This window comes from Phenylobacterium hankyongense (genome assembly GCF_003254505.1).
Lineage (GTDB): Bacteria > Pseudomonadota > Alphaproteobacteria > Caulobacterales > Caulobacteraceae > Phenylobacterium > Phenylobacterium hankyongense.
In genome coordinates, this window is record NZ_QFYP01000001.1 from 1,099,401 (window position 1) to 1,125,629 (window position 26,229).

Here is a 26,229-nt window from a genome sequence, read left to right on the forward strand (position 1 = left end):
GGCGGGCGAATGAAGCCTCCGACTATACCTTGGAGCGGCTGGTCGTGGTCCCCACCATAAGCGCCTGTACGGAATCACTTCTTTACATCGGGGTCAGATGACCCTATCTCGCGCTTTCCGGCGGACCCGATGTCCTCAAAAGCGCTGCTAACGCCGGATTGGGTTCAACAATCCGTTGGGGGCTGCGTGAGGTGCAAACGTACCATACGCCCCTGGACCTGGTCCGTGAGCGGTCACCGGAGCGTCCCGTCGCATTTGCGCGACCGGATGCGGTGGCGGTAGCGGCACGCTGGTTCCAGGATAATTTCAAGGGCGACGTCTTCTACGCCGTGAAAGCGAACCCTTCGCCATGGGTCATCGAGACCCTGGCGAAGAACGGCGTCGCCTCGTTCGATGTGGCCTCGGTCCCTGAGATCGAGCTGGTCGCGCAGTACGCGCCGGGCTCCCGCATGGCCTTCATGCACCCGGTGAAGAGCCGTGCGGCCATCGCCAAGGCCTACTTCGACCATGGCGTGACCACCTTCGCGCTCGACACCCACGAGGAGCTGCAGAAGATCCTCGAGGCCACCGGCGGCGCCAAGGACCTCACCCTTATGGTCCGGCTGAGCGTCTCGGCGGAGGGCGCCTCCTATTCCCTGTCCGGCAAGTTCGGGGTCGAGGCGCACGAGGCTGCGGCCCTGCTGCTCGCCACCCGCCGCGCCACCCAGGGCAAGATGGGCGTCTCCTTCCACGTGGGCAGCCAGTGCATGCGCCCCACCGCCTTCCAGGCCGCCATGGCCCAGGCCAGCCGCGCCATCGTGCGGGCCGGCGTCATGGTCGACGTGGTGGACGTGGGCGGCGGCTTCCCGTCGGTCTACCCGGGCATGGTGCCGCCGGACATGGCGGACTACCTCGACTCCATCGATCGCGGCTTCGCCGACATGATGGTCCACGAGGACACCGAGCTGTGGTGCGAGCCGGGCCGGGCGCTGGTGGCGGAAGCCTCCTCGATCCTCACCAAGGTCGAGCTGAAGAAGGGCGACGCGCTCTATCTGAACGACGGCAGCTACGGCAGCCTGTTCGATGCGGCGCACGTCAAATGGCCCTTTCCGGTCAAGCTGATGCGCAAGGACGGCGACCAGGCGGTCGACGTCGAAGGCCCCCTGCGGCCCTTTCGCTTCTATGGCCCGACCTGCGATTCCATCGACCACATGCCGGGTCCGTTCTGGCTGCCGGAGGACGTCCGCGAGGGCGACTACATCGAGATCGGCATGCTGGGCGCCTACGGCGTGGCCATGAACACCCGCTTCAACGGCTTCGGCGACGCCGAAACGGTCGCCGTCGAAGACGCGCCGATGGCCTCCATGTTCGGCTTGGCCGGCCGCACCATCCGCCTGCCGCGCGAGCAGCAGCAGGAGGATGAGCGCAAGGTCGTGCGCCTCTCCCGTCCCAAGGGTCGGGCCGGCAAGAGCCGTCGGCGGCGGTAACAACCGACACACCTGACGTGTTAAAGGCGCGGCCGGTCGCTCCGTCCCGGTCGCGCCTATCCTATGGACGGGCGATCACCCTCAGAAGGGAACTTCCGAAGATGAACGCTGACGTTCAGAAATCGAACCGCAAGGCCGAACTGCTGGCCAACACCGTCGAGCACGTGGCGATCGACCAGTACGACGCCCGCCCGGTCATCGACGCCATGCGCAAGATGAGCTTCACCAGCCGCGACACCGCCCGCGCCGCCGACATCTGGTCGATGTCGCTGGAGGACCCGACCTGCTCGACCTGGCTGACGCTGGCCGGCTCGACCAGCGCCGGCGGCTGCATGCACATCTACCGCGACATGGTGAAGTACGGGATGATCGACGTGATCGTCTCCACCGGCGCCTCGATCGTCGACATGGATTTCTTCGAGGCCCTGGGCTTCAAGCACTACCAGGCCCAGTCCGACGTCGACGACCGCGACCTGCGCGACCTCTACATCGACCGGATCTACGACACCTACATCGACGAGGAAGAGCTGCAGAACTGCGACGGGACGATCTACGACCTGTGCAACGCGCTCGAGCCGCGCCCCTACTCCAGCCGCGAGTTCATCCACGAGATGGGCAAGTGGCTGGCGGCGGGCAACGCCAAGAAGCCCGGCAGCCTGGTGCAGACCGCCTATGAAGAAGGCGTGCCGATCTTCTGCCCGGCGTTCACCGACAGCTCCGCCGGCTTCGGCCTGGTGAAGCACCAGGTGGAGCGGATGAAGGAAGGCAAGCCCTACCTGACCATCGATTCCGTGGCCGACTTCCGCGAGCTCACCGACATCAAGATCGCGGCGGGGACCACCGGCCTGTTCATGGTCGGCGGCGGCGTGCCGAAGAACTTCGCCCAGGACACCGTGGTCTGCGCGGAGATCCTCGGCCACGAGGCGGAGATGCACAAATACGCCGTGCAGATCACCGTCGCCGACGTCCGCGACGGGGCCTGCTCGTCCTCGACCCTCAAGGAGGCCTGCTCCTGGGGCAAGGTCGACGTCACCTGGGAGCAGATGGTGTTCGCCGAAGCCACCACGGTGGTGCCGCTGATCGCCTCCAACGCCTGGCACAAGGGCGCCTGGAAAACCCGCGCCAAGCCCCGCTGGGCCAAGCTGTTCGCGAAATAGCTTCGCCGATCCGGTCCTTCTTCCCCTTGTGGGGAAGGGTCGGGCGCGAGCCCCGCTGATGAGGGGGCGCACCGAAATATCTCCTCGTCATCCTCCGGTCGGCCGAAGGCTGATCCGGGGGATCCAGCCCAAGGCCGGACTTCAGCTGCTGAGCAGCGACCTTGGGATGGGTCGCCCGGACGAGCCGGGCGATGACGAAGGGGACGGCGGCGCTCGCCCGACCACGACGGGTTGATACCGCCGCATCCGCCTGCAACACCTAGATTGCAGAGCTTCGGAGGGCGGGATGGACATGACGCGGGCATTGACGGTCGTTGCGGCTCTGGCGCTGATCGGAGCCGCGCCGGCTCGGGCGCCGGCGCCCAAGGGCTACCTGTCGGCGGCCGAGGCGCCGGATCCCCTGCGCATCCTGCCGCCCGCGCCGGTCGCCGGCAGCTCGCGCTACGAGGCCGACCGCACGATCTTCCTGCAGACCCGCATCTACAAGGACACCCCGCGCTGGGCGCTGGCGCAGAACGACATCAACCAGGCCGCCATCCTCAAGGACCTGGCCTGTTCGGTGGGCGTCGAGCTGACGCCCCAGAACGCCCCGAAGACGGTGGACCTGTTCAAGAAGATGCTGCCCGACGTCCGCCGCGCGATCGACGTGCCGAAGGACTTCTACCAGCGCAAGCGGCCCTACCTGATCGACGAGGGCCCGATCTGCGACCAGAAGAGCGAAAGCCTGGCCAAGAGCCCCGACTATCCCTCGGGCCACAACACCTGGAGCTGGAGCGTCGGCCTGGTGATGGCCGAGCTTGCCCCCGACCGCGCCACCGACATCCTGGTCCGCGCCCGCGCCTTCGGCGAGAGCCGGCTGGTCTGCGGGGTGCACAACCTCAGCGCCGTCGAGGCCGGCCGCACCAACGCCTCGGCCGTGGTCGCCGCCCTGCATGGCTCCGACGCGTTCCGCAAGGACCTGGAGGCCGCGCGCAAGGAAGTCGCCGCCGCCCGCAAGGCCGGCCCCGCGCCCGACCCCGCGGCCTGCGCCCAGGAAGCCGCGCTGATCGCCAAGTCGCCGTACTGAAGGCGGCGAGGCGGCTGCGGTCCCGCCGCCTCAGGCGTCCATGTTCCAGGTGTCGACGTGCCACTTCAGCTGGCCGTCCTCCTCTTTCCAGAGCACGGCGTACTTGCCGGTCGCCTGGGCGCCGTCGGCAAAGGTCAGCGTAAAGGCGCCGAGCTGGTGGACGTAGGGGCCGGCTGGCCGCAGCTTCACGGTGGCAAGCTGCGCCGTCTTGATCCCCAGCTCCTGCCGCCCCCCGGCCCAGAACTCGGCGATGGCCTCGCGGCCCTCGATCAGCGGCGCGCCGGGCGGCTGGATCTGGGCGTCGCGGGTGTAGACGCCGCGCGCGGCTGCGCCGGCGTCCCCGCGATTGAAGGCTTCCATGAAAGCGGCGTCGGCCTCCTCGATAGCTGCACGCACCGCCTCCGACACCTCGGACGCAGCGTTTCGCTCCAGGATTTCGGACATCGTGGTCACCGGGCTTCGCCGGCCTCCCTCGCGCATGAACTGCGCGAGGAGATCATAACGCCCTTGCCTCGTCGGTGACGAGGCGCGCGGGCCACCACTCCGTGATCGGGCGGCTCAGATGCCGGCGTACCACTCGTAGCCGCGGTCTTCCCAGAAGCCGCCCTTGCCGCGGCCAATGTGGGCGAAGTCCTCCACCGCCTCCAGGCGCATGACGTACTTGGCGTGCTTGTAGCCCAGCTGGCGCTCGACCCGCAGGCGGACCGGGGCGCCGTGCGCCACCGGCAGCGGTCGGTCGTTCATCGCATAGGCCAGGATCGACTGCGGGTGATAGGCGTCGATCAGGTCGATGCTCTCGTAGTACTGGCCCGAGCCGTCGAGGGTCTGCTCCAGGCTGTCGGCGCAGTGGAAGACGATGTAGCGGGCGTTCGGCTTCAGCCCCGCCTGGTCGAGCAGCGGGCCGAGCCGCGCGCCGGTCCACTTGCCGATCGAGGACCAGCCCTCAACGCAGTCGTGGCGGGTGATCTGGGTCCGCGACGGCTGGGCGCGCAGCTCCGCCAGGCTCAGCGCCAGCGGCCGCTCCACCAGGCCGTCGATCACCAGCCGCCAGTCCGCGAAGCCGTTCGCCAGGTGGGCGCGGTAGGCGGGGTCGTCGGGGTCCACCGAGCCGTTGGGCTTGAAGTCCGCCGATATGGCGGCGGGCGGGAACTCGCGGGCCAGCGCCTTGCGGTCGGTGACCAGGCGCTGGGCGCGGCGGGTCAGGCCCTCGGCGCCGCGCAGCACGCCGAGCGCGGCGGGGTTCTCGTTGAGCTTGTCGCAGGCCGCCAGCCACAGGCCCGCCAGCCCGGCGCCGGCCCCCTTGATCCAGCCGCGGCGGTTGAACTGGCTCATGCGGCGCCCTTCTCGACTTCGATGGCGTAGCGGCCGGTGATCATCGAGCGGATGTTGTTCCAGGTCCCCGAGGCCACCACCATCACCACGTGGACGATGACGAACAGCACGATCAGCGACGCCGAGATGAAGTGGATCGAGCGCGCCGACTGCCGGCCGCCGAACAGGTCGAGCAGCCAGGGGAACGCCGCGTCGACGCCCGGCGACATGGTCAGGCCGGTGCCCAGCATCAGCGGCGCCAGCACCACGATCACGCCCAGATAGCTGAGCTTCTGCAGCACGTTGTAGCGCCGCGCCGCCTCGCCCTTGGGGAACTTCAGCTGCGCGTGGGTGACGATCTCATGCCAGACGTTGCGCGGCTTCAGGTCCGCCCCGCTGGGCAACAGGTCGCGCCGGAGGTGGCCCCCGACCAGGCCCATGGCCCAGTAGACCAAGCCGTTGATCACGAACAGCCAGGCGAAGAAGAAGTGCCAGCGCCGGCCGTCGGCCAGGTCGCGGTAGCTGGGGACCGTCGCCCAGGCCGGGAAGCCGCGCGGCTCGCGCATCCCCGGCTTGCCGGAATAGCCCAGCACCCCGGTGGTCTCGAACCGATGGCCGGCGATGGTGGTGACGCCGATCGGCTCGCCCGCCTTCGCCGCGGCGTCCATCGAGATCCATGGGGTCGCGAAGGTCGACTTGGCCCCCCAGTAGAGCGCCGGGTGGGCGTTGAAGATCTGCAGGCCGCTCATCAGCAGCAGGCTGACGGCCAGCACATTGATCCAGTGGGTCAGGCGGGTGACGCCTGCGTGCCGGTAGACCAGCACCTTGTCGCCCATGGTGCGCTCCTCCCCCCGAAGCCGCCTGAAGTCTGCCACACAAGCCCCGCGCAGGCGAGACGGCGACCGTCGCCGCCCGCACGGAACATCGCCGGCCCGCGGGCGCTTCACCTGCGACCCACGAACAGAGGAGGCTCCCATGGCGGACGAACGCGAAGGCCAGGGCTTGCCGGCCGGCCATCCCGCGACCGAGGACAAGGTCCAGACCCGCGGCCGCGAGGCGAACGCCGCCCGGCCGCTGAACGCCGCAGAGGACAAGGGCGGAGCCGAGCGCTACCCGTCGGTGAGCCAGACCGATTCCGTCGAGCGCCGCAGCTTCGATCCTGCCGCCGACGCGCCGACGCCCCGGCAGGGCGCCGGCGACGGATCCATCCCGGTGTCGAAGACCGAAGCCCAGCTCGGCCCCGGCGGCGACCCGGTCGAAGGCAAACGCTAGGCGCGCGGCCTGGCCGCCCCTAAGCTCCCCGCCGGATTTGGGGGAGCGGGCGTTTGAGCGAAGTCGAAGTCTGGCGAGGCGGCGTCGCCACCTGGGAATGCGACGCCATGGGCCACCTGAACGTCGGCTTCTACGTGGCCAAGTCCATGGAGGCCCTGGCCGGCTTCGCCGCCGAGCTCGGCATGCCGCAGGCCTTCGCGCCGCACGCCCAGTCGACGCTGATCGTCCGCGAGCAGCACATCCGCTTCCTGCGCGAGGCCCGGCCCGGCGCACCGCTGACCATCACCGGCGGGGTGGTGGAGATGGGCGAGGTCGAGGCCCGGGTGCTGCTGTTGATGCGGCACGCCTCCGGCGAGCTCGCCGCCAGCTTCCAGACCGTGGTCGCCCACGCCACCGCCCGTGACGGCGCGCCCTTCCCCTGGCCCGACCGGCTGCGGGCCCGCGCCGAGGCGCTGGCCGTCGAGGTCCCGCCGCAGGCGGCGCCCCGCAGCATCGGCCTCGATCCTGTGGTGACCCGCGCCGGCCTCGAGCGCGCCGACGAACTCGGGCTCAAGCGCACGGGCCTGGGCGTCGTGCGCTCCGGCGACTGCGACGTCTTCGGCCGCATGCGGCCCGAGCTGATGATGGCCCGCATCTCCGACGGCATCCCGCACTTCTTCGACGGCGAGCGGCCGGGCGGCTCCGAGGCCGGCCGGGTCGGCGGCGCGGCGCTGGAGTACCGGCTCGTGCACTTCGCCTGGCCGCGGGCCGGCGACCGGGTGGCGCTGCGCTCCGGCTCGGCCGGCGGCGACGCCCGGTTCCGCAAGCTGGTGCACTGGCTGCTCGACCCCGCCACCGGCCGGCCCTGGGGCGCCGCCGAAGCGATCGCGGTCTCCTTCGACCTCGAGACCCGCAAGATCATCGCCCTGTCGGACGAGGCGCTGGCGGCGGTCAACGCCGAGGCTATCGAGGGGCTGTCGCTCTAGTCAGCGCCGCACGCACTAGGTCGGGGCGCTCCATCGGCAGGAAGTGCGAGGTCCCCGGCACGGTCTCGACGATGACCCGGCCGTCGGCGGTAAGCGCCTCCAGGCGATCCTCCAGCCGCGCCGTCGAGGCGATCTCCGCCTGCAGAACGCGGATCGGGCAGCGGCTTTGCGCGAACGCCGCCCAGGGGTCGTAGTTGTGGGTGCGGAAGTTGGACGCCTCCCAGTCCGGCGCGCAGGCCAGCGTCACCTGGCCGTCGGCGGTGTCTTTGAAGCCCGCCGCCACATAGTCCGCCAGCTGCTCTTCGCTCCAGGTCCGGAAGGCGCCGCGGCCGCGGTAGGCCTCCAGCGCCGCCTGCCGGTCGGGAAAGCTCGCCCGGCGGCGCAGCGCGCCCTGCACCAGCGGCGACTCGCCGGCGTCGCGCGCCATCGTCGTGTCGAAGATCACCGGGTCGAACAGGGCGAGCGCGCGGACCCGCTCCGGCGCCGCCGCGGCCGCCAGCAGGCTGGCGGTGCCGCCCATGGAATGGCCGGCCAGCACCACCGGGCCCTCGGTCGCCGCCGCCAGGAAGGCCAGCAGGTCGTCGCGGAACTGGTTCCAGCCCTCGCGACCCTCGATCACCGTCGGCAGCGTCGTCGCGCCGTGGCCGCGCAGGTCGATGGCCAGGATCCGCAGCCCTGCGGCCAGCGGCTTGAGGATCGAGCGGTAGGTGCGGGCGTTGAAGCCGTTGGCGTGGGAGAAGACGATGTCGACCGGCCGATGCTCCGGGCCGAAGTCGAGGACCGCCATCGCGCCGCCGCGGCTCGGCAGCGGAACCGTCCGCAGGCGCGGCTCGTAGTCGACCTTGGCGTCCATGAAATCCCTCCGACCGGTTTCCATATAACCGTCGATAACCCCAGGAGAAGACATGAAGCTGGCGACCATCCGCTACGAGAGCGAGACCCAGGACGCGGTGATCGGCCGGCTGAAGGCGGCCGGGGTGAAGGTGCTGATCGACGTGCGCGCCGTGGCCGCCTCGCGCCGGGCGGGGTTCTCCAAGAGCCTGCTGGCCGCCAGCCTGGCCGAGGCGGGCATCGAATACGTCCACCTGCGCCAGCTGGGGACGCCGAAGCCCGGCCGTGACGCCGCCCGCAAGGGCCACGTCGCCGAGATGCGGGCCATCTTCGAGGATCACCTGGCCGAGCCCGCCGCCCAGGTCGAACTCGCCCGCGCCGCCGAGATCGCCGGCGACCGCAAGGCCGCCCTGCTCTGCTACGAGGCCGATCCCAAGGGCTGCCACCGCTCGATCGTCGCCGACCGGATCTGCGCGTCGATCGGCTGCGAGATCGAGAACCTCTAGGCCTAGACCTCCAGCTCCGCGCCGGTCATGTCGCAGCCGGTGAGGCGGGTCTGGCTGAGGTCGGCTTCCAGGAAGCGGGCGCGGGTGGCGTAGGCGCCGCGCAGGTCGGTGTTGCGCAGGCTGGCGCGGGTGAAGTCGGTGCGCACGTAGCGGCCTTCGGAGATCATCAGCGGCCCGAGCTGGGCGCCGCGCATGTCGGCCCGGGCGAGCTGGGCGTCGGTGAGCTTGGCGCCGCGCAGGTCGGCGTCCTTCAGGTTGGCCCCGCGCAGGTCACAGCCGCTGAGGTCCGCGCCCTGCAGCTGCACGCCCTGCATCTCCAGGCCGAAGAAGATCGACTGCGGCGCGATCAGCCCGGTGAGCCGGCGGCCCTTGAGGCTGTGCAGCGGCCGGAAGTCGACGCCCGGCAGGTTCATCACCGCGCCGCGGACGCCGTCGGAGTCGCAATAGCTCTCGTGCTCGGCGAGGATCTCGCCCAGCGGCCGGTCGTCCACATAGAACAGCGGCGGCGGCGCGCGCAGCACGTCGGTGAGGTCTACGTCGTCGAGCCGGGTGTGCTCGAGGTTCACCCCGGCCAGCACGGTGCGCTTCATCGAGGCGCCGGTGAGATCCGCGCCGCCCAGGTCCGCGCCGGAGAAATCGGCGCCGTCGAGCACGGCGCGGGTCAGGCGCGCGCCGGCCAGCATGGCGCCGGCCAGCACCGCGTCGGTGAAGTCGCTGGCGGTCGCCACCATGCCGCTGAGCTGGGCGCCGGTCAGGTTGGCGCCGGACAGGATGGCGTAGTTGAGCTCGCCTGGCCGGTGTTCGTGCCGCAGCACGCGGAAGCCGTCGAGCTTGTCCTGCAGGGCGATGCGGCCCTCGCGCAGGTCGCAGCCGGCCATCTCCGCGCAGGCGAGGTTGGCGCCGCGCAGGCAGGCGCCGCGCAGGTCGGCGCGCTTGAGGTTCACCCGGCGCATGTCGGCTTCGCGCAGGTCGGCGCCGAACAGGATCGCACGGGACAGGTTGGCGCCGGCCAGCATGGCGCCGGACAGCTTGGCGCCGGCGAGGTCGGCTTCGCGCAGGTCGACGCCTTCCAGCGAGCAGTTGGAAAGGTCGGCGTAGGTCAGGCACAGGCGACGGCCGCCCGAGCGGCCGGCCAGGTAGCGCTGGTGCGCGTCCACGGCCTCGCGCAGGGTCTGGGCGTCGAGCGACGTATGGTGTTGCTGGGCTTGAGACGACATGGCGGGCCTTGTTCGTCGCCAACCTGCGCCCGGCGCGCTTAAGGAACGGTTGCGGCGCCCGCAATACTTCCGATCAGAACCAGCCGCGGTGCTTGAACCACAGCACCGGCAGCAGGGCCGAGGCCACCATCACGCAAAGCGCCATCGGATATCCGAACGTCCAGCTGAGCTCCGGCATGTGGTGGAAGTTCATCCCGTAGACCGACGCCACCAGGGTCGGCGGCATGAAGATCACCGCCATCACCGAGAAGATCTTGATGATGCCGTTCTGCTCGATGTTGATCAGGCCCAGCGCCGCGTCGAGCAGGAAGGAGATGTGCGTCGACTGGAAGCTGGCGTGCTCGGTGAGCGACTGCACGTCGCTCTGCAGCGACTTCAGGTGGGCGCCGCACTCCGGATCGGCGGCGATCTCGCGGGCCAGCGCCGCGAAGCTCAGCAGCCGGGCGAGGCTGACCAGGCTGGTGCGGGTGGTGGAGGTCACCGACTGGGCGCGGGCCAGCTCGGCGAGCAGCGGCTGGTAGCCGCCGTCCTGGGCCCGCTGGCGGAAGATGGTCTTCGAGGCGGTCTCGACGCCCTCGGCGGTCTCCTCAAGGATTTCGGCCAGCCGCTCGACGATGGCGTCCAGCAGGCCCAGCAGGGCCGCCGTGCCGCTGCCGGCCTCGGCCTGGGGCGCGCGCTCGGCGAAGACGGTGAAGGCGCGCAGCTCCTCGTAGCGGATGGTCACCAGCAGGCCCTTGACCAGCACGAAGGTGACCGGCGCCGTGGTCGGTCCCTCGGCGCTGCGGGCCAGCAGCGTCGCGGTCATGAAGGTCGCGCCGTTGTCCTGGTAGAGCCGGCTGGAGGGTTCGAGCTGCGCCATCTCCTCGGGCGTCGGCAGCTCGACGCCGAGCGCGCGCTCGACCGCGAGCTCTTCGTCGCGGGTCGGGGACTTCAGGTCGATCCAGATGGTGTCGGGCGGCGGCGCCCAGGCGGCGGCGGGCGACTGGGTCTCGAAACCGGGCGCACCGCGCCGGAGCAGGTTGAGCATGCGAACGGCCTCCGGAGCCCCCTTGTGGAGGTTCCCCGCCTAAGCCGTCAATCGGGCGATCAGTTGCCGCTGTTGTTCGAGTCGCCGCGGGTGGCGGCGGCGATCAGGGCGCCGATGCGGTCGCTGGAGTCGGCGGCCTGGCTCAGCATCTGCAGCGCGCCGGCCCCGGGCCGCATGGCGGCGGCCATCTGGTTGGCGGCCGACTGGGCCACCGCGACCACGGTGTTCTCCGCCTTGGAGATGCCGGTGGAGGCCAGCACCCGCGCATTGGCGTCGGGATAGATGAAGCCGTAGGTCGGATAGGTGGACCCGCCGAGGTCGCGGCTGGGGTCGTACCAGACCTTCACCTGGCTCCAGTCGCCGGCCGGGGAGACGTCGACCAGGGTCACGTCCTTCTCCACCTTGCCGCGCGAGCCCTCGATGGGCGACCAGTTGGCGTGGGTGATCTGGACGATGCGGTCGGTGAGCACCTGGCTGACGACGGCCACGTGGCCGAGCTTCATGCGTTCGGTGGGCTTGAAGCAGAGCACCGCGCCGGCCTTCGGCTGGAAGCCGGTGTCGTAGCGGCCGACGGCCTGCTTCCACCAGGTGTAGGCGTCGCCGAAGATCTGGATGCCGGACACCAGGCGCGCGAACGGCACGCATTGCCAATAGGTGTCGGCCATGGCGCCCGCGGTGGGCGCGAGGCTCATAACGGCCGCGACGGCTAGGGAACCCAGCAGGGTCCTCGTCCGTTTGAGCATGTTAGGGCACTCCCGACGCAACTGCGGAAAAGCTAACCCTAAGACCATTCGAGTGAAAAGAGCGTTTACGCCGCAGGACCGGCTGTCCGCGGCCGTTATCGCGCATCCGCGCGTCGCCCCATCGCCGAATAGTCGCCCCTGACCTTCAGATTTCAAGAACAGACCGCCAATCGAGCGGGCCCGGACAAGATTCCTATGCGGGGGCGGGCGCCCGGCCGCCCGTTGTTAAGCTGCTTTCTGTCCAAATTGTCACCCGCGAATACGCCGATGGCCGCCGCAGAGACTTGCGATCACGCCGGCGAAACGATCTGAAACAAGAGCTCGCCTCTGTTCGGCCCGCCTTGAGCAAGTGCTCGGCGGCCTCGGCGCGGCCGGTTCACAAAAACGCGAGAGCGCCGCCGATGCTGTGGATAAGTCAGACGGCGCCGCTTCCGGCTAGTCGTTGGGCGCCGATGGGTTAGAAAGCTTGCCCGCAACGGAGACCGCCAACAGATGCAAACCCTCGCCGCGCTGATCGTCAGCCCCGAGGCCTGGATCGCCTTGATCACCCTGGTGGTGATGGAAGTGGTCCTCGGGATCGACAACCTGGTCTTCATCTCGATCCTGTCCAACAAGCTGCCCGAGGCGAGCCGCGCGCGGACCCGGCGGATCGGCATCAGCCTGGCGCTGATCATGCGCCTGGCGCTGCTCTCCACCCTGGCCTTCATCGTCGGCCTGACCCAGCCGGTCTTCACCCTGCCGTTCGCTGTCCCGGTGGGCGCCGACGGTCACCCCGTGGTCGACCTCGGCTTCTCCTGGCGCGACATCATCCTGCTGGCCGGCGGCCTGTTCCTGGTCTGGAAGGCCACCACCGAGATCCACCACACCGTCGATCCGCACGAGAGCGACGACCTGCTCGACAAGCGCGGCGGCGGCAAGAGCCTGGGGTTCGCGGCGGCGATCGTGCAGATCCTGGCGCTCGACATCGTCTTCTCGATCGACTCCATCCTGACGGCGGTGGGCATGACCGAGCACCTGCCGATCATGATGGCCGCGGTGATCATCGCCGTCGCCCTGATGCTGGTGGCGGCCTCGCCGCTGGCCAACTTCATCAACAACAATCCCAGCGTCGTGATGCTGGCCCTGGGCTTCCTGCTGATGATCGGCGCGACCCTGATCGCCGACGCCTTCGGCGTTCACGTGCCCAAGGGCTACATCTATGCGGCGATGGCCTTCTCCGGCCTGGTCGAGGGCCTGAACATGGCGGCAAGGCGCGGCGGCAAGAAGCGCGAGGGCGGGCGGACCCTCCACTAAGCGCGCCCTGGTTGTGCGCAGGCGCGACGCCCCTTAGCCTCCCGGACGGCGAATCACCCGCCTGGCGAGGCGTTGATGCCCATCAACTATCTCTCGACCGCGCAGATCGCGAACCTGCGCGATGCGCGGGTCGCGGCGCTGACCACGACCCAGATGTCGCAGCTGGCCTCCACCCAGGTGGCCGCGCTCACCAACACCGGGGTGGAGAGCCTTTCCACCACCCAGATCGCGGCGCTGTCGGGCGCGCAGGCCCGCGGGCTGACGGCGACCCAGATCCCGCACCTCAACGCCGCGATCCTGTTCAGCACCGACCAGCTGATGGCGCTCAACGGCAGCCAGCTGAACGCCTTCACCGGCGCCCAGTTCGGGGCGCTGGACAGCACCCGCCTGGGCGCCCTGGGCTCCAGCCAGGTGGGCGCCCTGACGGTGACCAACTTCTCGGCCCTGGCGTCCAGCCAGATCGCCGGCCTCACCACCACCGCCATGCGTGGGCTCACCACCGCCCAGATCGCCGGGCTGTCGACCACCGACATCGCGGAGTTCGCCGCCACCCAGATCGGCGCCCTGGCCGTCACCCAGGTCGCGAGCCTGACGGCGACGGAGGTGAACCACCTCTCGCCGACCCAGATGGCGGCGCTGTCCTCCACCCAGATCTCAGGCCTGTCGACGACGGCCCTCGCCAGCCTCGACGGCAGCCAGGTCGCGTCGCTGACCACCACCCAGCTGAAGGGCCTGGTCGCCGTCCAGCTGGCGGCGCTCAGCACCACCGACTTCGCCGACTTCACGCCGGACCAGATCGCCGCCTTCTCCTCCACCCAGCTGGGGGCGCTGTCCGCCTCCAACCTGGGCGCCCTGGACACCGGGCAGATCCAGGCCCTGAGCTCAACCCAGCTGGCCGGCCTCGGGCCCGCCCAGCTCGGCGGCCTCGACGCCACCGCCTTCGCCAAGTTCAGCAGCGACCAGGTGGACGCGCTGACGGCGACGCAGTTCGGCGGCCTGTCGGTGACCAACCTCGAAGGCCTGAGCGACACCCAGATCGGCGCCCTGACCTCGACCAAGATCCAGGGCCTGAGCGCCCTCCAGCTGGGGGCGCTCAGCACCACCGACCTCGGCCGGTTCAGCAGCACCCAGCTCGACATGCTGACGGCCGGTCAGGTGGGCGCGCTCTCCGCCGCCGGCTTCTCGTGGATGGACTCCACCCTGGTCCGCAGCCTCAGCACCACCCAGGTGCGCGGGATGTCCGCCTTCCAGGCCCACAGCCTGACCGCCACGGACATCGGCGAGTTCGCGCTGAGCCAGATCGCCGCCTTCTCGACCACCCAGGTGGCGGCGCTGTCGACCGCCGCGCTCGGGGCGATGACCAACATCCAGCTCATGATGCTGTCGACCAGCCAGCTCGCCGGGCTGCCGCCCGTCGGCTTCTCGACGCTGACCGCCACCCAGATCGCCATCCTGCCGACCCAGGGGTTCACCGCCGCGCAGATCGGCGGCCTCAGCGTCACCGACTTCGGCAAGCTGACCAACACCCAGCTGTCGACCTTCACCGCCGCCCAGGTGGGCGCCCTCTCGACCACCAACCTGCTGGCCATGGACGCCACCCGGATCGGCGCCTTTTCGAGCACCCAGCTCAAGGGGCTGAACACCCTGCAGATCGGCGTCCTCGGCCCCGCCGACTTCAACCGCTTCAGCGCCACCCAGATCGCCGGCCTGACCAACGCCCAGGTCGGCGCGCTCGCCACGACCGTGATCTCGGCGCTCGCCACCGACCAGGTGGCGGCGTTCACCCCGACCCAGATCCCGTCGCTGACCGTGGCTCAGATCATGGCCCTGACCACCACCTCCATCGCCGCCATGAGCGCGGTGCAGCTTAACGCCATGACCGCGGTCCAGGTGCAGAACCTGCCGGCCTGACGCGACTTCAGAGGAAGCTGTAGGGGTCGATGTCGATGGCCACGCGCACCGAGTTCGGCGGCTTCACCCGCGCCCGCCAGGTGGCCATGTAGGCCGACAGGTCGACGCCGCGGTCGGCCCGCACCAGGAAGCGCTTGCGCCGCCGGCCGCGGATCAGGCCCAGCGGCGCGTCCGCCGGCCCGTAGACCTCCACCCCGCCGGCGTTGGGGGCGGCTTCGGCCATGGCGCGCATGAAGGCGTCCAGTTGCGCCGGGTCGGTCCCCGAGGCGATCACCGCCGCCAGCCGGCCGAACGGCGGCAGGCCGGCGAGCTCCCGCTCCGCCATTTCCGCGGCCACGAAGGCGTCGCGGTCCTGGGCCTTCAGCGCCTGCATCACCGCATGCTCGGGCGCGTAGGTCTGCAACAGCGCATGGCCCGAGCGGTCGTGGCGGCCCGCCCGGCCGGTGGCCTGGGCCAGCAGCTGGTAGGTCCGCTCCGCGGCGCGCAGGTCGCCGCCGCGCAGGCCGAGGTCGGCGTCCACCACCCCCACCAGGGTGAGCTTCGGGAAGTTGTGGCCCTTGGCCGCGGCCTGGGTGGCGACCAGGATGTCGATCTCGCCGTCGGCCATGGCCTCCACCAGCCGGCGCGCCTCGCGGGCGTCGAACATGGTGTCGGAGGAGAACACCGAGACCCGCGCCTCGGGGAACAGGCCGCGGGCCTCCTCTTCCACCCGCTCCACGCCGGGGCCGATGGAGACCAGGCTGTCCTTCGCCCCGCAGTGCGGACAGGCCGCCGGCTTCAGCATCGAGAAGCCGGTGAGGTGGCAGACCAAGCGGCCGGAATAGCGGTGCTCCACCAGCCAGGAGTCGGTGTCCGGCGCGGTCATACGCTCGCCGCAGGCCCGGCAGAGCACCAGCGGGGCGTAGCCGCGGCGGTTGAGGAACAGCAGGGTCTGCTCGCCGCGCGCATAGGTCTCGCGCATGGCCGCCACCAGCGGCGGCGACAGCCAGCGACCGGGCTCCGGCGGCGTGGCGCGCAGGTCGACGAGCTCGATGTCCGGCAACTGCGCCGTGCCGTGCCGCGCCGACAGCCGCAGCCAGCGATAACGGCCGGTCTCGGCGTTGCGCAGGGTCTCCAGCGACGGCGTGGCGGAGGCCAGCACGACGGCCGCCTCCTCGATCTTGCCGCGCACCACCGCCAGGTCGCGGGCCTGGTAGATGAAGCCTTCTTCCTGTTTGAACGAGCCGTCGTGCTCCTCGTCGACGACGATCAGCTTGAGGTTGGGGAACGGCAGGAACAGCGCCGAGCGGGCGCCGACCACGATCCGGCAGCGGCTGTTGGCCACCGCCTCCCAGACCCGCCTGCGGGCCGGCGGGGCGACGTCGGAGTGCCATTCGCCGGGCGCGGCCCCGAACCGCTGCGTCACCCGGCCGATCACCGCCTGGGTGAGCGCGATCTCCGGCAGCAGGATCAACACCTGGGCGGTGGGGTCGGCGGCCAGCGCGGCGGCGGCGGCCTCCAGGTAGACCTCGGTCTTGCCCGAGCCAGTGACGCCGTCCAGCAGGGCGACGTTGAAGCCGCCCTCGCCCATCATCCCGACCAGCGCCGCCGCGGCGGCGGCCTGGCTGGCGTTGAGCGTCGAGCCTTGCCGCGACAGGTCGGGCTCCTCGAACCGGGCGACCGGGTCCACGGACCGGACGCTCAGCACGCCCTCGTCGATCAGCCCCTTCACCACCCCGGACGAGACGCCGGCGGCGCGCGCCAGGTCGGGCGGCGCCAGCGCGGCCTCGGCGACCGCCTGCAGCACCCGGGTCCGCGCCGGGGTCGGCCGCGCCGGCTGCGCGCCGGTGACTTCCACCACCCGCACGGGCTTCGGCCTCGGCGCGCGGGCGCCGCGCAGCGCGATGGCCAGCGGCTGGCCGGGGGCGTCGACGGCGTAGCGCGCCGCCCACTGCACGAATTCCAGGGTGTTGGCCGGCAGCCGCGGCTCGTCCAGCCGGCTGTCCAGCGCCTTCAGCGCCCGGTTGCCGCCGGCGCCTTCGCGCAGGCCCACCACCACGCCGCGCAGCAGCCGCGGGCCCAGCGGCGCGGCCACCTGGTCGCCGACGTCGAGGTCCATCCCCTCCGGCTCGGCGTAGTCGAAGGCCTCGGGCAGCGGCATGGGCAGGAGGACGGAAGCGATACGGCTCATCGCTGGGCTTTTGCGCTTTCCCGCACAGCGGCTACAAGCGGCTGCAGCAGCCTGAAGGTCCGATCGATGCAGCTTTTCCTCGACACCACCGACGTAGCCGTCCTCAAGGACCTGGCCGCCACCGGCCTGGTGGACGGCGTCACCACCAATCCGACGCTGATCGCCAAGTCCGGCCGGCCCATGCTGCAGGTCATCGCCGAGATCTGCGCCGCCGTCGAGGGCCCGGTGAGCGCCGAGGTCGCGGCCATGGACACCGCCGGCATGCTGGACGAGGGCCGCAAGCTGGCCAGCATCGCGCCGAACGTCGTCGTGAAGGTGCCGCTGACCCGCGACGGCCTGATCGCCACCCGCGAGTTCGCCCACGAGGGCATCGCCACCAACGTCACCCTGTGCTTCTCCGCCGCCCAGGCTCTGCTGGCCGCCAAGGCCGGCGCGACCTACATCAGTCCGTTCATCGGCCGCCTGGACGACTATGGCGCCGAGGGCATGGACCTGATCGTCGAGATCCGGGCGATCTACGACAACTACGACTTCGACACCGAAATCCTCGCCGCCTCGATCCGCAACCCGGCCCACGTGACCGCCGCGGCCCTGGCCGGCGCCGATTGCGCGACCATTCCGCCCACGGTTTTCGCCGATCTCTTCAAGCACCCGTTAACCGAGAAGGGTCTTGAACAGTTCATGAGCGACTGGGCGAAGACGGGCCAGTCCATCCTATAGGGTAAACGGGAGCGCACATGGACGGGTCGCAGGGCGGGATCGAAGGCGCGCCTCTGGAGCCCGCGGCGGTTCGCCGCTTCCTGGCCGACAATCCGGAATTCCTGCGCGACGACCACGGCCTGCTCGACGAGCTGGGCCTGAAGGTGGCCGCCGGCAACGTGGTCGACTTCGGGCCGGCGGTGATGGCCCGCGTGCATGCCGCCCACCAGCGCGAGGCCACCCAGCGCCAGCAGGTCGAAGAGACCGCGCGCGCCAACTTCTCCGCCCAGGCCCAGACCCACGGCGCGGTGGTCGACCTGCTGGACGCCCGCAACCACGCCGACCTCGCCCGCCGCGTCGACGACCTGGCGCAGCACCGCTTCGGCCTCGCCGCCGGCGTCATCGCCCTGGAGAGCGCCGAGCGCGTCCCGGCCGGCTGGAAGATGCTGGTGGAGGGCCAGGTCGACATGATCCTCGACGGCCCGCAGCGGCTGGCCCGCATGGGGTTCGCGCCCACGGCGCTCGGCCTGTTCGGCGAGCGCGGCGAAACCATCCGCTCCATGGCCATGGTCCGCATGGCGATCTGGGAGCCGGCGCGGCAGGGCCTGCTGGCCTTCGGCTCCGTCGATCCGGAGGGCTTCACCCCCGACATGGGCTCCGAGCTGGTGGCCTTCCTGGCCCGCGTGGTGGAGCGCACGGCGGAGCGATGGCCGGTTCTCTGACCGCCCAGGAGGCGCGGGCGCGCTGGCTGGAGCACCTGGCCAACGAACGCCGCGTCTCGCCACGGACCCTGGAGGCCTACGGCTTCGCCGCCGGCCGCTACGTCGCCTTCCTCGAACAGCATCGCGCCGAGAACCTGACCGTGCAGGGCCTGGCCGAGGTCACCGCCGGCGAGCTGCGGGCCTGGCTGGCCCACCTGCGCGCCGGCGACCATCCGCTGTCGCCGCGCTCGCTGTCGCAGGCGCTGTCGGCGATCCGCACCTTCCACCGCTTCCTGGACCGCCGCCTCGACGCCCCCAACGCCGCCATCGACCTGGTCCGCGGCCCCCGCGTGAAGCCGGGCGCGCCGCGGCCGGTCACCGAGGACCAGGCCCGCGGCCTGATCGCCGAGCCGGCCTTCGATCCCGAGCGCGAGGACTGGGAGGTGGCCCGCGACCAGGCGGTGCTGACCCTGCTCTACGGCTGCGGCCTGCGGATCTCCGAGGGCCTGTCGCTGAAGCGCGCCGACGCGCCGCTGGGCGAGTCGCTGCGGATCACCGGCAAGGGCTCCAAGACCCGTATCGTGCCGGTGTTGCCGGCGGTGCGCGAGGCGGTGGACGTCTATCTGGCCCAGGCGCCGTTCGCCCTGGCGCCCGACGCGCCGCTGTTCCGCGCCAAGCGCGGCGGACCGCTAAGTCCCCGCCACGTGCAGGCGACCGTGCAGGGTCTGAGGAGCCGGCTGGGCCTGCCGGCCAGCGCCACGCCGCATGCCCTGCGCCACTCCTTCGCCACCCACTTGCTCGGGGCCGGCGCCGACCTGCGCTCGATCCAGGAGCTGCTCGGCCACGCCTCGCTGTCGACCACCCAGCGCTACACCCAGGTGGACGCCGCGGCGCTGCTCACCGCCTACGCCAAGGCCCATCCGCACGCCTGAGGGCGGCTGGCGAGCCTCAGGGCCCGACGGCGTAGCGCACCACCACTGGACGGGCGCAGCCATCGACCGTGCGCATGACGGCGATTTCGTAGTTGGCCTTCGGTAGCTCGCCGAGGCGTCGGAACCTCACCTTCGCGCGATCCTGGGGACGCAGCAGCAGGGCCGGCGTCGGCCCGTACGGATTTTCAGGCGAGGACGTCATCATCTTGCCCTGGCCGGGGCAGCGGTCCGACGCGGAGGGGCCGAAGGGCAGATGATTAGGGAGCGCTAGGGTTCCGGCGACGAACAGAAGGGCGATCATCTGAAGCCTCATCTCTCGATCGAGGCTGACAGGGTGTCACTGCGCGGCGGCGCAGCCAAGTTAACTTTTGGGCCGGACCAGTCGCAGCCAGTCGACGTCCGAGCCGGGGTCGCGCCCGGCCTCGACGCAGACGAAGCCCTCGCGGGCGTAGAAGGCCTGGGCGCGGCGGTTGGGCGCCTGCACCTTCAGCGACACCGGGGCGTCGACCGTGGCGCTCACATAGTCCAGCAGCGCCTTGCCGATCCCGCGGCCGCGCTCCTCCACATAGAGCGAGTGCAGGAAGGCCTGCGGCCGATAGAAGCCCGCGATCCCGACGATCCGGCCGTCCTCCAGGGCGACATAGACCTCCTCCTGGCGGGCGCCGCGGAAGAACTCCTCCGCCCGGTGCCGCTCGGGCGGCAGCCAGGTGAAGGTCTCGCGCAGCACGCGGACGTAGAGGTCGGCGCAGGCCTCGAGCTCGTGCGGTCGGGCCTGGCGGATTTCGACGCCCGCGCCCAAGCCGGCCCCCTAGGCCTGCATCGTCCACCCCTCGACGCCCATGGCCGCCTGGCGCAGCGCTTCGGAGCGGGTGGGGTGCGGATGGCAGGTGCGGGCCACGTCCTCGGAGGCGGCGCGGAATTCCATGGCCACGCAGTACTCGCCGATCATCTCGCTGACCGAAGGGCCGATCAGGTGCGCGCCCAGCACTTCGTCGGTGGCGGCGTCGGCCAGGATCTTCACGAAGCCCTCGGTCTCGTGGTTGATCTTGGCGCGGCTGTTGGCGGTGAACGGGAACTTGCCGACCTTGTAGACGACGCCGGCTTCCTTCAGCTCCTCCTCGGTGCGGCCCACCCAGGCCACTTCCGGGGTGGTGTAGACGACGCTCGGGATGATGCCGTAGGCCACGTGGCCGGCCTTGCCGGCGATGGTCTCGATGCAGGCCACCGCCTCGTCCTCCGCCTTGTGGGCCAGCATCGGGCCGAGGGTGACGTCGCCGATGGCCCAGACGCCGGGCGCCGAGGTCTTCCAGTGGTCGGTCTCGATGAAGCCGCGCTTGTCGGGGGTGATCCCGACGCTCTCCAGGCCCAGGCCCTCGGTGTAGGGCCGCCGGCCGATGGCCAGCAGCACATAGTCGGCCTCCAGCGTCTCGGCCGCCCCGCCGGCGACCGGCTCCATGGTCAGCGAGACGCCCTTCTTGCCGACGGCCGCGCCGGTGACCTTCATGCCCAGCTTGAACTCCATGCCCTGCTTGGTCAGCGAGCGCTGGAAGGTCTTGGCCACCTCGGCGTCCATGCCGGGCGAGATGCGGTCGAGGAACTCCACCACCGTCACCTGCGCGCCCAGCCGGCGCCACACCGAGCCGAGCTCCAGGCCGATGATGCCGGCGCCGATGACCACCAGGCTCTTCGGGACCTCCGGCAGCGACAGCGCGCCGGTGGAGTCCACGATCCGCTTCTGGTCGATGGCGACGCCCGGCAGGCCCGAGGGCTCGGAGCCGGTGGCGATGACGATGTTCTTGGCTTCCAGCGTGGTGACCGCGCCGTCGGCGGCGGTGACCTCGACCTTGCCGGGACCGGCGATGCGGCCGGCGCCCTTCACCCAGTCGACCTTGTTCTTCTTGAACAGGAACTCGACGCCCTTGGTCAGCGCCGTCACCGACTCGGCCTTCTGCTTCATCATCTGCGGCAGGTTGAGCCGGGGCGAGACGTCGATGCCGAGGGTGGCGAACTCGTGGTTCGCCGCGTCATAGAGCTCGGAGGCGTGCAGCAGCGCCTTCGACGGCATGCAGCCGACGTTCAGGCAGGTGCCGCCCAACGTCGGGCCCTTGTCCACGCAGGCCACCTTGAGCCCCAGCTGTCCGGCGCGGATGGCGCCGTTGTAGCCCGCGGGGCCACCCCCGATGATGACGACGTCGTAGGTGGTGGTGGTGGTCTCAGCCATGGGATGCGCCCGCTCTGGATTTGCGGGCGCACCCTAGGCATCGACATTCCTAGGTCAATGCCGAGCCGTCACACTCAGCGCGGCGGCGGCGTCGTGGTGGGGCTCGTGGTGGAGCCGGTCGTCGAGGAGCCCGTCGTGGAGGAGCCGGTCGTGGAGGAGCCGGCAGCGCCGCTGCCGCTCATGCCGGAGCTGCTGGCGCCCGACCCGCCGCTCATCCCAGGGTCGCTCGGACTGCTGGTGCTGGAGGAGGCGTTCCTGCCGCTGCTCGACGCGTCGGAAGCCGAACGGTCAGAGCCCATGCCCATGCTGCTGCAGGCGACGAGCGACAGTCCGAGGAGGGCGGCGGACGCCGCCCCGGCGATCTTGGTGAAGGTCATGACGTGTGTTCCCGTTGCGACGGCCTGTCACCGTCGCGTGACCAACCGGCGCTCACGGAGCCGCGTTCCCCCACCAACAATTGAGGCGGCCAACAATTGAGGCGGCCAACGATCGAGGGCGGCGACCGGCCGCCCTCCTGTCGCTAGATGTCGAGCAGCAGGCGCTGCGGATCCTCGAGCGCGTCCTTGACGTGCACCAGGAAGGTCACCGCGCCCTGGCCGTCGACCACGCGGTGGTCGTAGCTCAGCGCCAGGTACATCATCGGCCGGATCACCACCTGGCCGCCGACCGCCACCGGCCGCTCCTGGATCTTGTGCATGCCGAGGATGCCCGACTGCGGCGCGTTGAGGATCGGCGTCGACATCAGCGAGCCGTAGACCCCGCCGTTGGAGATGGTGAAGGTCCCGCCCTGCAGGTCCTCCAGCGCCAGCTGGCCGTCGCGGGCCTTCTTGCCCAGCGCGGCGATGGCCTTCTCGACCGCCGCCAGGCTCATCTGGTCGGCGTCGCGCACCACCGGCACGACCAGGCCCTTCTCGGTCCCGACCGCCACGCCGATGTCGTAGTGGTTCTTGTAGATCAGGTCCTGGCCGTCGATCTCGGCGTTGACGTCGGGCACCAGCTTCAGGGCGTGGACCACCGCCTGCACGAAGAAGCTCATGAAGCCGAGCTTCACGCCGTGGCGCTTCTCGAAGACGTCCTTGTACTGGCTGCGCAGGCTCATCACCGCGCTCATGTCCACCTCGTTGAAGGTGGTCAGCATGGCGGCGTTGTTCTGCGCCTCCTTCAGGCGGCGCGCGATGGTCTGGCGAAGCCGGGTCATGCGGACCCGCTCCTCGCGCTCATGCATCTCGCGCGGCGCCTGCGGCGCGGGCGCCGGGGCCGGCTGGCTGGCGCGGGCGTCGAGGGCGGCGAGCGCGTCGCCCTTGGTGATCCGGCCGTCCTTGCCGGTGCCGGAGATCGCGCCGGCCTCGAGCTTGTTTTCGGCGACCACGCGCTGGGCGGAGGGCGCCAGCACCGGCTCGGCCCTGGCCGGGGCCTTCGGGGCGCTGGCGGCGGGCGCCGGGGCCGGCGCGGCGGCCGGGGCCTTGGCGGGGGCGGGCTTGGCGCCGGCGGCGCCTTCGGTCACCCGGCCGAGCAGCGCGCCCGGCTCGACGGTGGCGCCTTCCGCGGCGGCGATCTCGCTCAGCACGCCGTCCGAGGGGGCGGCGACCTCGAGGCTGACCTTGTCGGTCTCCAGCTCGACGAGGATCTCGTCCTTGCGCACCGCATCGCCGGCCTTCTTGGCCCAGCGCGCCACTGTCGCCTCGGTGACGGATTCGCCGAGGGCGGGCGTCATGATGTCGGCCATGGGGGTAGCGCTCCTAGAGGGTTCTCAACACAAACAAACTGAGGCGGATGGCGGGATCAGGCGAAGGCTTCGGTGAGGAAGGCTTCGAGCTCCTTCAGGTGGCGGCTCATCAGGCCGGCGGCGGTGGACGCCGTGGCCGGGCGGCCGACGTAGCGGGCGCGCTTGGCCTTGATGTTCAGCCGCTCCAGGGTGAGCTCCAGCCACGGGTCGACGAAGGTCCAGCCGCCCATGTTCTTCGGCTCTTCCTGAACCCAGATCAGCTCGGCGTTGCGGAAGCGCTTCAGCTCGTTGGACAGCGACTTCAGCGGCCACGGATAGAACTGCTCCAGGCGCAGGATGTAGACGTCCTCGCGGCCCGACTTCGCCCGCTGCTCGATCAGGTCGTAGTAGACCTTGCCGGAGCAGAGGATGACGCGGTTGATCTGGTCGTCGGCCTTCAGCGTCACGCCGCCGACGTCGCAGCCGGCCTCCGCCCCGTCGATCATCACCCGGTGGAAGCTCGAACCCTCGGCCATGTCGGAGAGGTTGGAGACCGCCCGCTTGTGGCGCAGCAGGCTCTTCGGGGTCATGACGATCAGCGGCTTGCGGAACTCCCGCAGCACCTGGCGGCGCAGGGCGTGGAAGTAGTTGGCCGGCGTGGTCGGGTAGACCACCTGCATGTTGTCTTCCGCGCAGGACTGCAGGTAGCGCTCCAGGCGGGCGGAGGAGTGCTCCGGTCCCTGGCCCTCGTAGCCGTGCGGCAGCAGCATGACGAGGCCGCTCATCCGCAGCCACTTGCGCTCGCCCGAAGCGATGAACTGGTCGATCACCACCTGGGCGCCGTTGGCGAAGTCCCCGAACTGGGCTTCCCACATGGTCAGGGTGTTGGGGTCGGTGAGCGAGAAGCCGTATTCGAAGCCCAGCACCGCCTCTTCCGACAGCGCCGAATCCAGCACCTCGAAGTGCGCCTGGGTGGGGCCCAGGTTGCGGAGCGGGAAATAGACCTCCTCGGTCTTCTGGTCGACGACGCCGGAGTGGCGCTGGGTGAAGGTGCCGCGCACGCTGTCCTGGCCGGACAGGCGCACCGGATAGCCCTGGTCGAGCAGGGTGGCGAAGGCCAGGTGCTCGCCCGTGCCCCAGTCGATCCCGGTCCCCGACTCGATGGCGTCGCGGCGGTTCTGGATGACCCGCTCGACCGTCTTGTGGACGGCGACCCGCTCCGGGACGGTGGTGATCTTGCGGCCCAGGTCGAGCAGCTTCTGCTTCGGCACGCCGGTTTCGCGGCTGTCGTCGGACTTCGGTTGGGTCAGGCCCGACCACTTGCCGTCCAGCCAGTCGGCCTTGTTGGCCTTGTAGGTCTTGCCGGCCTCGAACTCCTGGTCGAGGAACTCGGCGAACTCGGAGACCCAGCCGTCCACCTCGCCCTGGGTGACCACACCCTCGTTCACCAGGCGCGTCGAATAGAGCTCGCGCACCGACGGGTGGTCCTTGATCTTCTGGTACATCAAGGGCTGCGTCATCGTCGGATCGTCGCCCTCGTTGTGGCCGAACCGGCGGTAGCAGAACATGTCGATGACCACGTCCTTGCCGAACTGCTGCCGGTACTCGGTGGCCACCTTGGCGGCGAACACCACCGCTTCGGGGTCGTCGCCGTTGGCGTGGAAGATCGGCGCCTCGACCATCAGCGCCACGTCGGACGGATAGGGCGAGGAGCGGGAGTTCTTCGGGCTGGTGGTGAAGCCGATCTGGTTGTTGACCACGAAGTGCATGGTCCCGCCGACGCCGTAGCCCTTCAGGCCCGACAGCGCGAAGCACTCGGCCACCACGCCCTGGCCGGCGAAGGCCGCGTCGCCGTGCATCAAGAGCGGCATCACGTGGCTGCGCCCGGCGCTGGCGTTCTGGCGCAGGGTGAAGGCCTGCTTGGCCCGCGCCTTGCCGACCACCACCGGGTTGACGATCTCCAGGTGGCTGGGGTTGGCGGTGAGCGACAGGTGGACGCTGTTGTTGTCGAACTCACGGTCCGACGAGGCGCCCAGATGGTACTTCACGTCGCCGGAGCCTTCGACGTCCGAGGGCAGCGACGAGCCGCCCTGGAACTCGTGGAAGATCACCTGGTAGGGCTTGCCCATCACCGCGGCGAGCACGTTCAGGCGGCCGCGGTGCGGCATGCCGACGACGATGTCCTTCACGCCCAGGGCGCCGCCGCGCTTGATGATCTGCTCCAGCGCCGGGACCATGGATTCGCCGCCGTCGAGGCCGAACCGCTTGGTGCCGGGGAAGCGGCGGTGGAGGAACTTCTCGAAGCCTTCGCCCTCGATCAGCTTCTTCAGGATGGCGATCTTGCCCTCCTTGGTGAAGGCGATCTCCTTGTCGCGGCCCTCGATGCGCTCCTGCAGCCAGCCCTTCTCCTTGGGGTCGGAGATGTGCATGTACTGCACGCCGATGTTGCCGCAGTAGGTCCGGCGCAGGATCTCCAGGATCTCGCGGATCGAGGCCGTCTCCAGCCCCAGCACGAAGTCGAGGAAGATCGGCCGGTCGAAGTCGGCTTCCGAGAAGCCGTAGGTGGCGGGGTCGAGCTCGGAGGCGTCGCCGCGCGTGGTGGCGATGCCCAGCGGGTCGAGGTTGGCCTTCAGGTGGCCGCGCATCCGGTAGGCGCGGATCATCATGATGGCGCGCAGGGAATCGAGGGTGGCGGAGCGGACCGCGTCCACCGAGGCGGCGGGCTGGCGTTCGGCGATCTTGGCGCCGACCTTGGCCTCGACCGCGGGCCACAGGCCGTCGATGGCCGACAGCCAGTCGGGACGCGTGGTGGGCGTGGCGGGCCGGGTCCAGGTCGGCGGCGCAGCGGCGCGCGTCACCTCGTCGGCGCGATCCAGGAGCGAAGCGAAGAACGCCCGCCACGAGGGCTCGACCGAATTCGGGTCGCCGGCCCACTTCGCGTAGAGGTCCTCCACGAAGGCGGCATTGCCGCCATAGAGGAATGAGGTCTCCGCGAGCACCTCGTTGATCAGACCTGCGTCGTCCGCCATTTCGTCC

The 26,229-nt window shown here is 70.4% G+C and carries 25 protein-coding genes; 12 read left to right on the forward strand and 13 right to left on the reverse strand.

Annotated features, from left to right (window positions below):
* The first annotated feature begins 191 nt into the window (after positions 1-191).
* The 3 genes from DJ021_RS05265 to DJ021_RS05275 all read left to right on the forward strand — a co-directional run bounded on the left by DJ021_RS05265 (position 192) and on the right by DJ021_RS05275 (position 3,689).
* Positions 192-1,466 (forward strand): type III PLP-dependent enzyme domain-containing protein, encoded by a 1,275-nt coding sequence (locus tag DJ021_RS05265; RefSeq protein ID WP_111456545.1) that lies wholly within the window; start codon positions 192-194, stop codon positions 1,464-1,466.
* 101 nt (positions 1,467-1,567) lie between these two features.
* Complete coding sequence (locus DJ021_RS05270) at positions 1,568-2,623, forward strand: 1,9-bis(guanidino)-5-aza-nonane synthase (RefSeq protein WP_111456546.1); 1,056 nt, start codon at positions 1,568-1,570, stop codon at positions 2,621-2,623.
* Between the two features lie 292 nt (positions 2,624-2,915).
* Positions 2,916-3,689, forward strand: coding sequence for an acid phosphatase (locus tag DJ021_RS05275; protein WP_111458984.1), 774 nt, complete (start codon positions 2,916-2,918; stop codon positions 3,687-3,689).
* 30 nt (positions 3,690-3,719) lie between these two features.
* Here the strand turns inward: DJ021_RS05275 and DJ021_RS05280 are convergent, their stop codons facing one another.
* The 3 genes from DJ021_RS05280 to DJ021_RS05290 all read right to left on the reverse strand — a co-directional run bounded on the left by DJ021_RS05280 (position 3,720) and on the right by DJ021_RS05290 (position 5,836).
* Complete coding sequence (locus tag DJ021_RS05280; protein ID WP_165837119.1) at positions 3,720-4,133, reverse strand: YybH family protein; 414 nt, start codon at positions 4,131-4,133, stop codon at positions 3,720-3,722.
* A gap of 114 nt (positions 4,134-4,247) precedes the next feature.
* Positions 4,248-5,021 carry a molybdopterin-binding protein gene (locus tag DJ021_RS05285; protein ID WP_111456548.1) on the reverse strand — a complete coding sequence of 258 codons (774 nt, stop codon included), beginning with the start codon at positions 5,019-5,021 and terminating at the stop codon, positions 4,248-4,250.
* Entirely contained in the window at positions 5,018-5,836 is an 819-nt protein-coding gene (locus tag DJ021_RS05290) for a cytochrome b/b6 domain-containing protein (RefSeq protein ID WP_111456549.1), read from the reverse strand. Before DJ021_RS05290 ends, DJ021_RS05285 begins: the two co-directional genes overlap by 4 nt.
* A gap of 139 nt (positions 5,837-5,975) precedes the next feature.
* On the opposite strand from DJ021_RS05290, the gene DJ021_RS05295 reads away from it, so the two are divergent.
* Complete coding sequence (locus DJ021_RS05295; RefSeq protein WP_111456550.1) at positions 5,976-6,272, forward strand: hypothetical protein; 297 nt, start codon at positions 5,976-5,978, stop codon at positions 6,270-6,272.
* A gap of 53 nt (positions 6,273-6,325) precedes the next feature.
* Positions 6,326-7,237 carry a thioesterase family protein gene (locus DJ021_RS05300; RefSeq protein WP_279386485.1) on the forward strand — a complete coding sequence of 304 codons (912 nt, stop codon included), beginning with the start codon at positions 6,326-6,328 and terminating at the stop codon, positions 7,235-7,237.
* Here the strand turns inward: DJ021_RS05300 and DJ021_RS05305 are convergent.
* Positions 7,215-8,090 (reverse strand): alpha/beta fold hydrolase, encoded by an 876-nt coding sequence (locus DJ021_RS05305; RefSeq protein ID WP_111456551.1) that lies wholly within the window; start codon positions 8,088-8,090, stop codon positions 7,215-7,217. The genes DJ021_RS05300 and DJ021_RS05305 overlap by 23 nt on opposite strands.
* Positions 8,091-8,142: 52 nt before the next feature.
* Here DJ021_RS05305 and DJ021_RS05310 point away from each other — a divergent pair, with 52 nt between their 5' ends.
* Positions 8,143-8,574, forward strand: coding sequence for a DUF488 domain-containing protein (locus DJ021_RS05310; RefSeq protein ID WP_111456552.1), 432 nt, complete (start codon positions 8,143-8,145; stop codon positions 8,572-8,574).
* A gap of 2 nt (positions 8,575-8,576) precedes the next feature.
* Here DJ021_RS05310 and DJ021_RS05315 read toward each other — a convergent pair whose 3' ends face one another.
* From DJ021_RS05315 to DJ021_RS05325, 3 genes are all read right to left on the reverse strand, one after another.
* On the reverse strand, positions 8,577-9,791 hold the full coding sequence (locus DJ021_RS05315) for a pentapeptide repeat-containing protein (RefSeq protein WP_111456553.1): 1,215 nt from the start codon (positions 9,789-9,791) through the stop codon (positions 8,577-8,579).
* 73 nt (positions 9,792-9,864) lie between these two features.
* A complete protein-coding gene (locus DJ021_RS05320) occupies positions 9,865-10,818 on the reverse strand; it encodes a magnesium transporter CorA family protein (RefSeq protein ID WP_111456554.1) in 954 nt (317 codons plus the stop codon).
* Positions 10,819-10,877: 59 nt separating this feature from the next.
* Positions 10,878-11,561, reverse strand: a complete 684-nt coding sequence (locus DJ021_RS05325) for a CHAP domain-containing protein (RefSeq protein WP_111456555.1) — start codon at positions 11,559-11,561, stop codon at positions 10,878-10,880.
* 492 nt (positions 11,562-12,053) lie between these two features.
* On the opposite strand from DJ021_RS05325, the gene DJ021_RS05330 reads away from it, so the two are divergent.
* Complete coding sequence (locus DJ021_RS05330; protein ID WP_111456556.1) at positions 12,054-12,854, forward strand: TerC family protein; 801 nt, start codon at positions 12,054-12,056, stop codon at positions 12,852-12,854.
* Between the two features lie 75 nt (positions 12,855-12,929).
* Complete coding sequence (locus DJ021_RS05335; protein WP_111456557.1) at positions 12,930-14,765, forward strand: hypothetical protein; 1,836 nt, start codon at positions 12,930-12,932, stop codon at positions 14,763-14,765.
* A gap of 7 nt (positions 14,766-14,772) precedes the next feature.
* Here DJ021_RS05335 and DJ021_RS05340 read toward each other — a convergent pair whose 3' ends face one another.
* Positions 14,773-16,935, reverse strand: coding sequence for a primosomal protein N' (locus tag DJ021_RS05340; protein WP_111456558.1), 2,163 nt, complete (start codon positions 16,933-16,935; stop codon positions 14,773-14,775).
* A 66-nt stretch (positions 16,936-17,001) separates the two neighbouring features.
* Between DJ021_RS05340 and fsa the strand changes: the two genes are divergently transcribed.
* Genes fsa through DJ021_RS05355 form a run of 3 tightly spaced genes read left to right on the forward strand, consistent with a single transcriptional unit; the run spans position 17,002 to position 19,267 of the window.
* Complete coding sequence (fsa, locus tag DJ021_RS05345) at positions 17,002-17,655, forward strand: fructose-6-phosphate aldolase (RefSeq protein ID WP_111456559.1); 654 nt, start codon at positions 17,002-17,004, stop codon at positions 17,653-17,655.
* Between the two features lie 17 nt (positions 17,656-17,672).
* Positions 17,673-18,356, forward strand: coding sequence for a DUF484 family protein (locus tag DJ021_RS05350; protein ID WP_111456560.1), 684 nt, complete (start codon positions 17,673-17,675; stop codon positions 18,354-18,356).
* Positions 18,341-19,267 carry a tyrosine recombinase XerC gene (locus DJ021_RS05355; RefSeq protein WP_111456561.1) on the forward strand — a complete coding sequence of 309 codons (927 nt, stop codon included), beginning with the start codon at positions 18,341-18,343 and terminating at the stop codon, positions 19,265-19,267. Before DJ021_RS05350 ends, DJ021_RS05355 begins: the two co-directional genes overlap by 16 nt.
* 16 nt (positions 19,268-19,283) lie before the next feature.
* Here the strand turns inward: DJ021_RS05355 and DJ021_RS05360 are convergent, their stop codons facing one another.
* The 3 genes from DJ021_RS05360 to lpdA are packed head-to-tail and all read right to left on the reverse strand — an operon-like array spanning position 19,284 to position 21,488.
* A complete protein-coding gene (locus DJ021_RS05360) occupies positions 19,284-19,568 on the reverse strand; it encodes a hypothetical protein (RefSeq protein WP_111456562.1) in 285 nt (94 codons plus the stop codon).
* Positions 19,569-19,628: 60 nt separating this feature from the next.
* Positions 19,629-20,066: a GNAT family N-acetyltransferase gene (locus tag DJ021_RS05365; protein ID WP_111456563.1), complete on the reverse strand. Its 438-nt coding sequence runs from the start codon at positions 20,064-20,066 to the stop codon at positions 19,629-19,631.
* 9 nt (positions 20,067-20,075) lie between these two features.
* Complete coding sequence (gene lpdA / locus DJ021_RS05370) at positions 20,076-21,488, reverse strand: dihydrolipoyl dehydrogenase (protein ID WP_111456564.1); 1,413 nt, start codon at positions 21,486-21,488, stop codon at positions 20,076-20,078.
* Between the two features lie 57 nt (positions 21,489-21,545).
* Between lpdA and DJ021_RS05375 the strand changes: the two genes are divergently transcribed.
* A complete protein-coding gene (locus tag DJ021_RS05375) occupies positions 21,546-21,965 on the forward strand; it encodes a hypothetical protein (protein WP_133254948.1) in 420 nt (139 codons plus the stop codon).
* 43 nt (positions 21,966-22,008) lie between these two features.
* Here the strand turns inward: DJ021_RS05375 and odhB are convergent, their stop codons facing one another.
* Both odhB and DJ021_RS05385 read right to left on the reverse strand, forming a co-directional pair.
* Positions 22,009-23,214, reverse strand: coding sequence for a 2-oxoglutarate dehydrogenase complex dihydrolipoyllysine-residue succinyltransferase (odhB, locus tag DJ021_RS05380; RefSeq protein ID WP_111456566.1), 1,206 nt, complete (start codon positions 23,212-23,214; stop codon positions 22,009-22,011).
* A gap of 56 nt (positions 23,215-23,270) precedes the next feature.
* Positions 23,271-26,222, reverse strand: coding sequence for a 2-oxoglutarate dehydrogenase E1 component (locus DJ021_RS05385; protein WP_111456567.1), 2,952 nt, complete (start codon positions 26,220-26,222; stop codon positions 23,271-23,273).
* Between the last annotated feature and the right edge of the window lie 7 nt (positions 26,223-26,229).

Bases quoted from the DNA above. Each gene is read 5' to 3' on its own strand.
- odhB (WP_111456566.1), bottom strand. From the start codon at position 23,214: ATGGCCGACATCATGACGCCCGCCCTCGGCGAATCCGTCACCGAGGCG.
- DJ021_RS05325 (WP_111456555.1), bottom strand. From the start codon at position 11,561: ATGCTCAAACGGACGAGGACCCTGCTGGGTTCCCTAGCCGTCGCGGCC.
- DJ021_RS05385 (WP_111456567.1), bottom strand. From the start codon at position 26,222: ATGGCGGACGACGCAGGTCTGATCAACGAGGTGCTCGCGGAGACCTCA.
- DJ021_RS05305 (WP_111456551.1), bottom strand. From the start codon at position 8,090: ATGGACGCCAAGGTCGACTACGAGCCGCGCCTGCGGACGGTTCCGCTG.
- DJ021_RS05315 (WP_111456553.1), bottom strand. From the start codon at position 9,791: ATGTCGTCTCAAGCCCAGCAACACCATACGTCGCTCGACGCCCAGACC.
- DJ021_RS05340 (WP_111456558.1), bottom strand. From the start codon at position 16,935: ATGAGCCGTATCGCTTCCGTCCTCCTGCCCATGCCGCTGCCCGAGGCC.
- DJ021_RS05270 (WP_111456546.1), top strand. From the start codon at position 1,568: ATGAACGCTGACGTTCAGAAATCGAACCGCAAGGCCGAACTGCTGGCC.
- DJ021_RS05355 (WP_111456561.1), top strand. From the start codon at position 18,341: ATGGCCGGTTCTCTGACCGCCCAGGAGGCGCGGGCGCGCTGGCTGGAG.
- DJ021_RS05330 (WP_111456556.1), top strand. From the start codon at position 12,054: ATGCAAACCCTCGCCGCGCTGATCGTCAGCCCCGAGGCCTGGATCGCC.
- DJ021_RS05295 (WP_111456550.1), top strand. From the start codon at position 5,976: ATGGCGGACGAACGCGAAGGCCAGGGCTTGCCGGCCGGCCATCCCGCG.
- DJ021_RS05285 (WP_111456548.1), bottom strand. From the start codon at position 5,021: ATGAGCCAGTTCAACCGCCGCGGCTGGATCAAGGGGGCCGGCGCCGGG.
- lpdA (WP_111456564.1), bottom strand. From the start codon at position 21,488: ATGGCTGAGACCACCACCACCACCTACGACGTCGTCATCATCGGGGGT.
- DJ021_RS05280 (WP_165837119.1), bottom strand. From the start codon at position 4,133: ATGTCCGAAATCCTGGAGCGAAACGCTGCGTCCGAGGTGTCGGAGGCG.
- fsa (WP_111456559.1), top strand. From the start codon at position 17,002: ATGCAGCTTTTCCTCGACACCACCGACGTAGCCGTCCTCAAGGACCTG.
- DJ021_RS05375 (WP_133254948.1), top strand. From the start codon at position 21,546: ATGCCGAGCCGTCACACTCAGCGCGGCGGCGGCGTCGTGGTGGGGCTC.
- DJ021_RS05310 (WP_111456552.1), top strand. From the start codon at position 8,143: ATGAAGCTGGCGACCATCCGCTACGAGAGCGAGACCCAGGACGCGGTG.
- DJ021_RS05350 (WP_111456560.1), top strand. From the start codon at position 17,673: ATGGACGGGTCGCAGGGCGGGATCGAAGGCGCGCCTCTGGAGCCCGCG.
- DJ021_RS05275 (WP_111458984.1), top strand. From the start codon at position 2,916: ATGACGCGGGCATTGACGGTCGTTGCGGCTCTGGCGCTGATCGGAGCC.
- DJ021_RS05320 (WP_111456554.1), bottom strand. From the start codon at position 10,818: ATGCTCAACCTGCTCCGGCGCGGTGCGCCCGGTTTCGAGACCCAGTCG.
- DJ021_RS05290 (WP_111456549.1), bottom strand. From the start codon at position 5,836: ATGGGCGACAAGGTGCTGGTCTACCGGCACGCAGGCGTCACCCGCCTG.
- DJ021_RS05360 (WP_111456562.1), bottom strand. From the start codon at position 19,568: ATGATCGCCCTTCTGTTCGTCGCCGGAACCCTAGCGCTCCCTAATCAT.
- DJ021_RS05335 (WP_111456557.1), top strand. From the start codon at position 12,930: ATGCCCATCAACTATCTCTCGACCGCGCAGATCGCGAACCTGCGCGAT.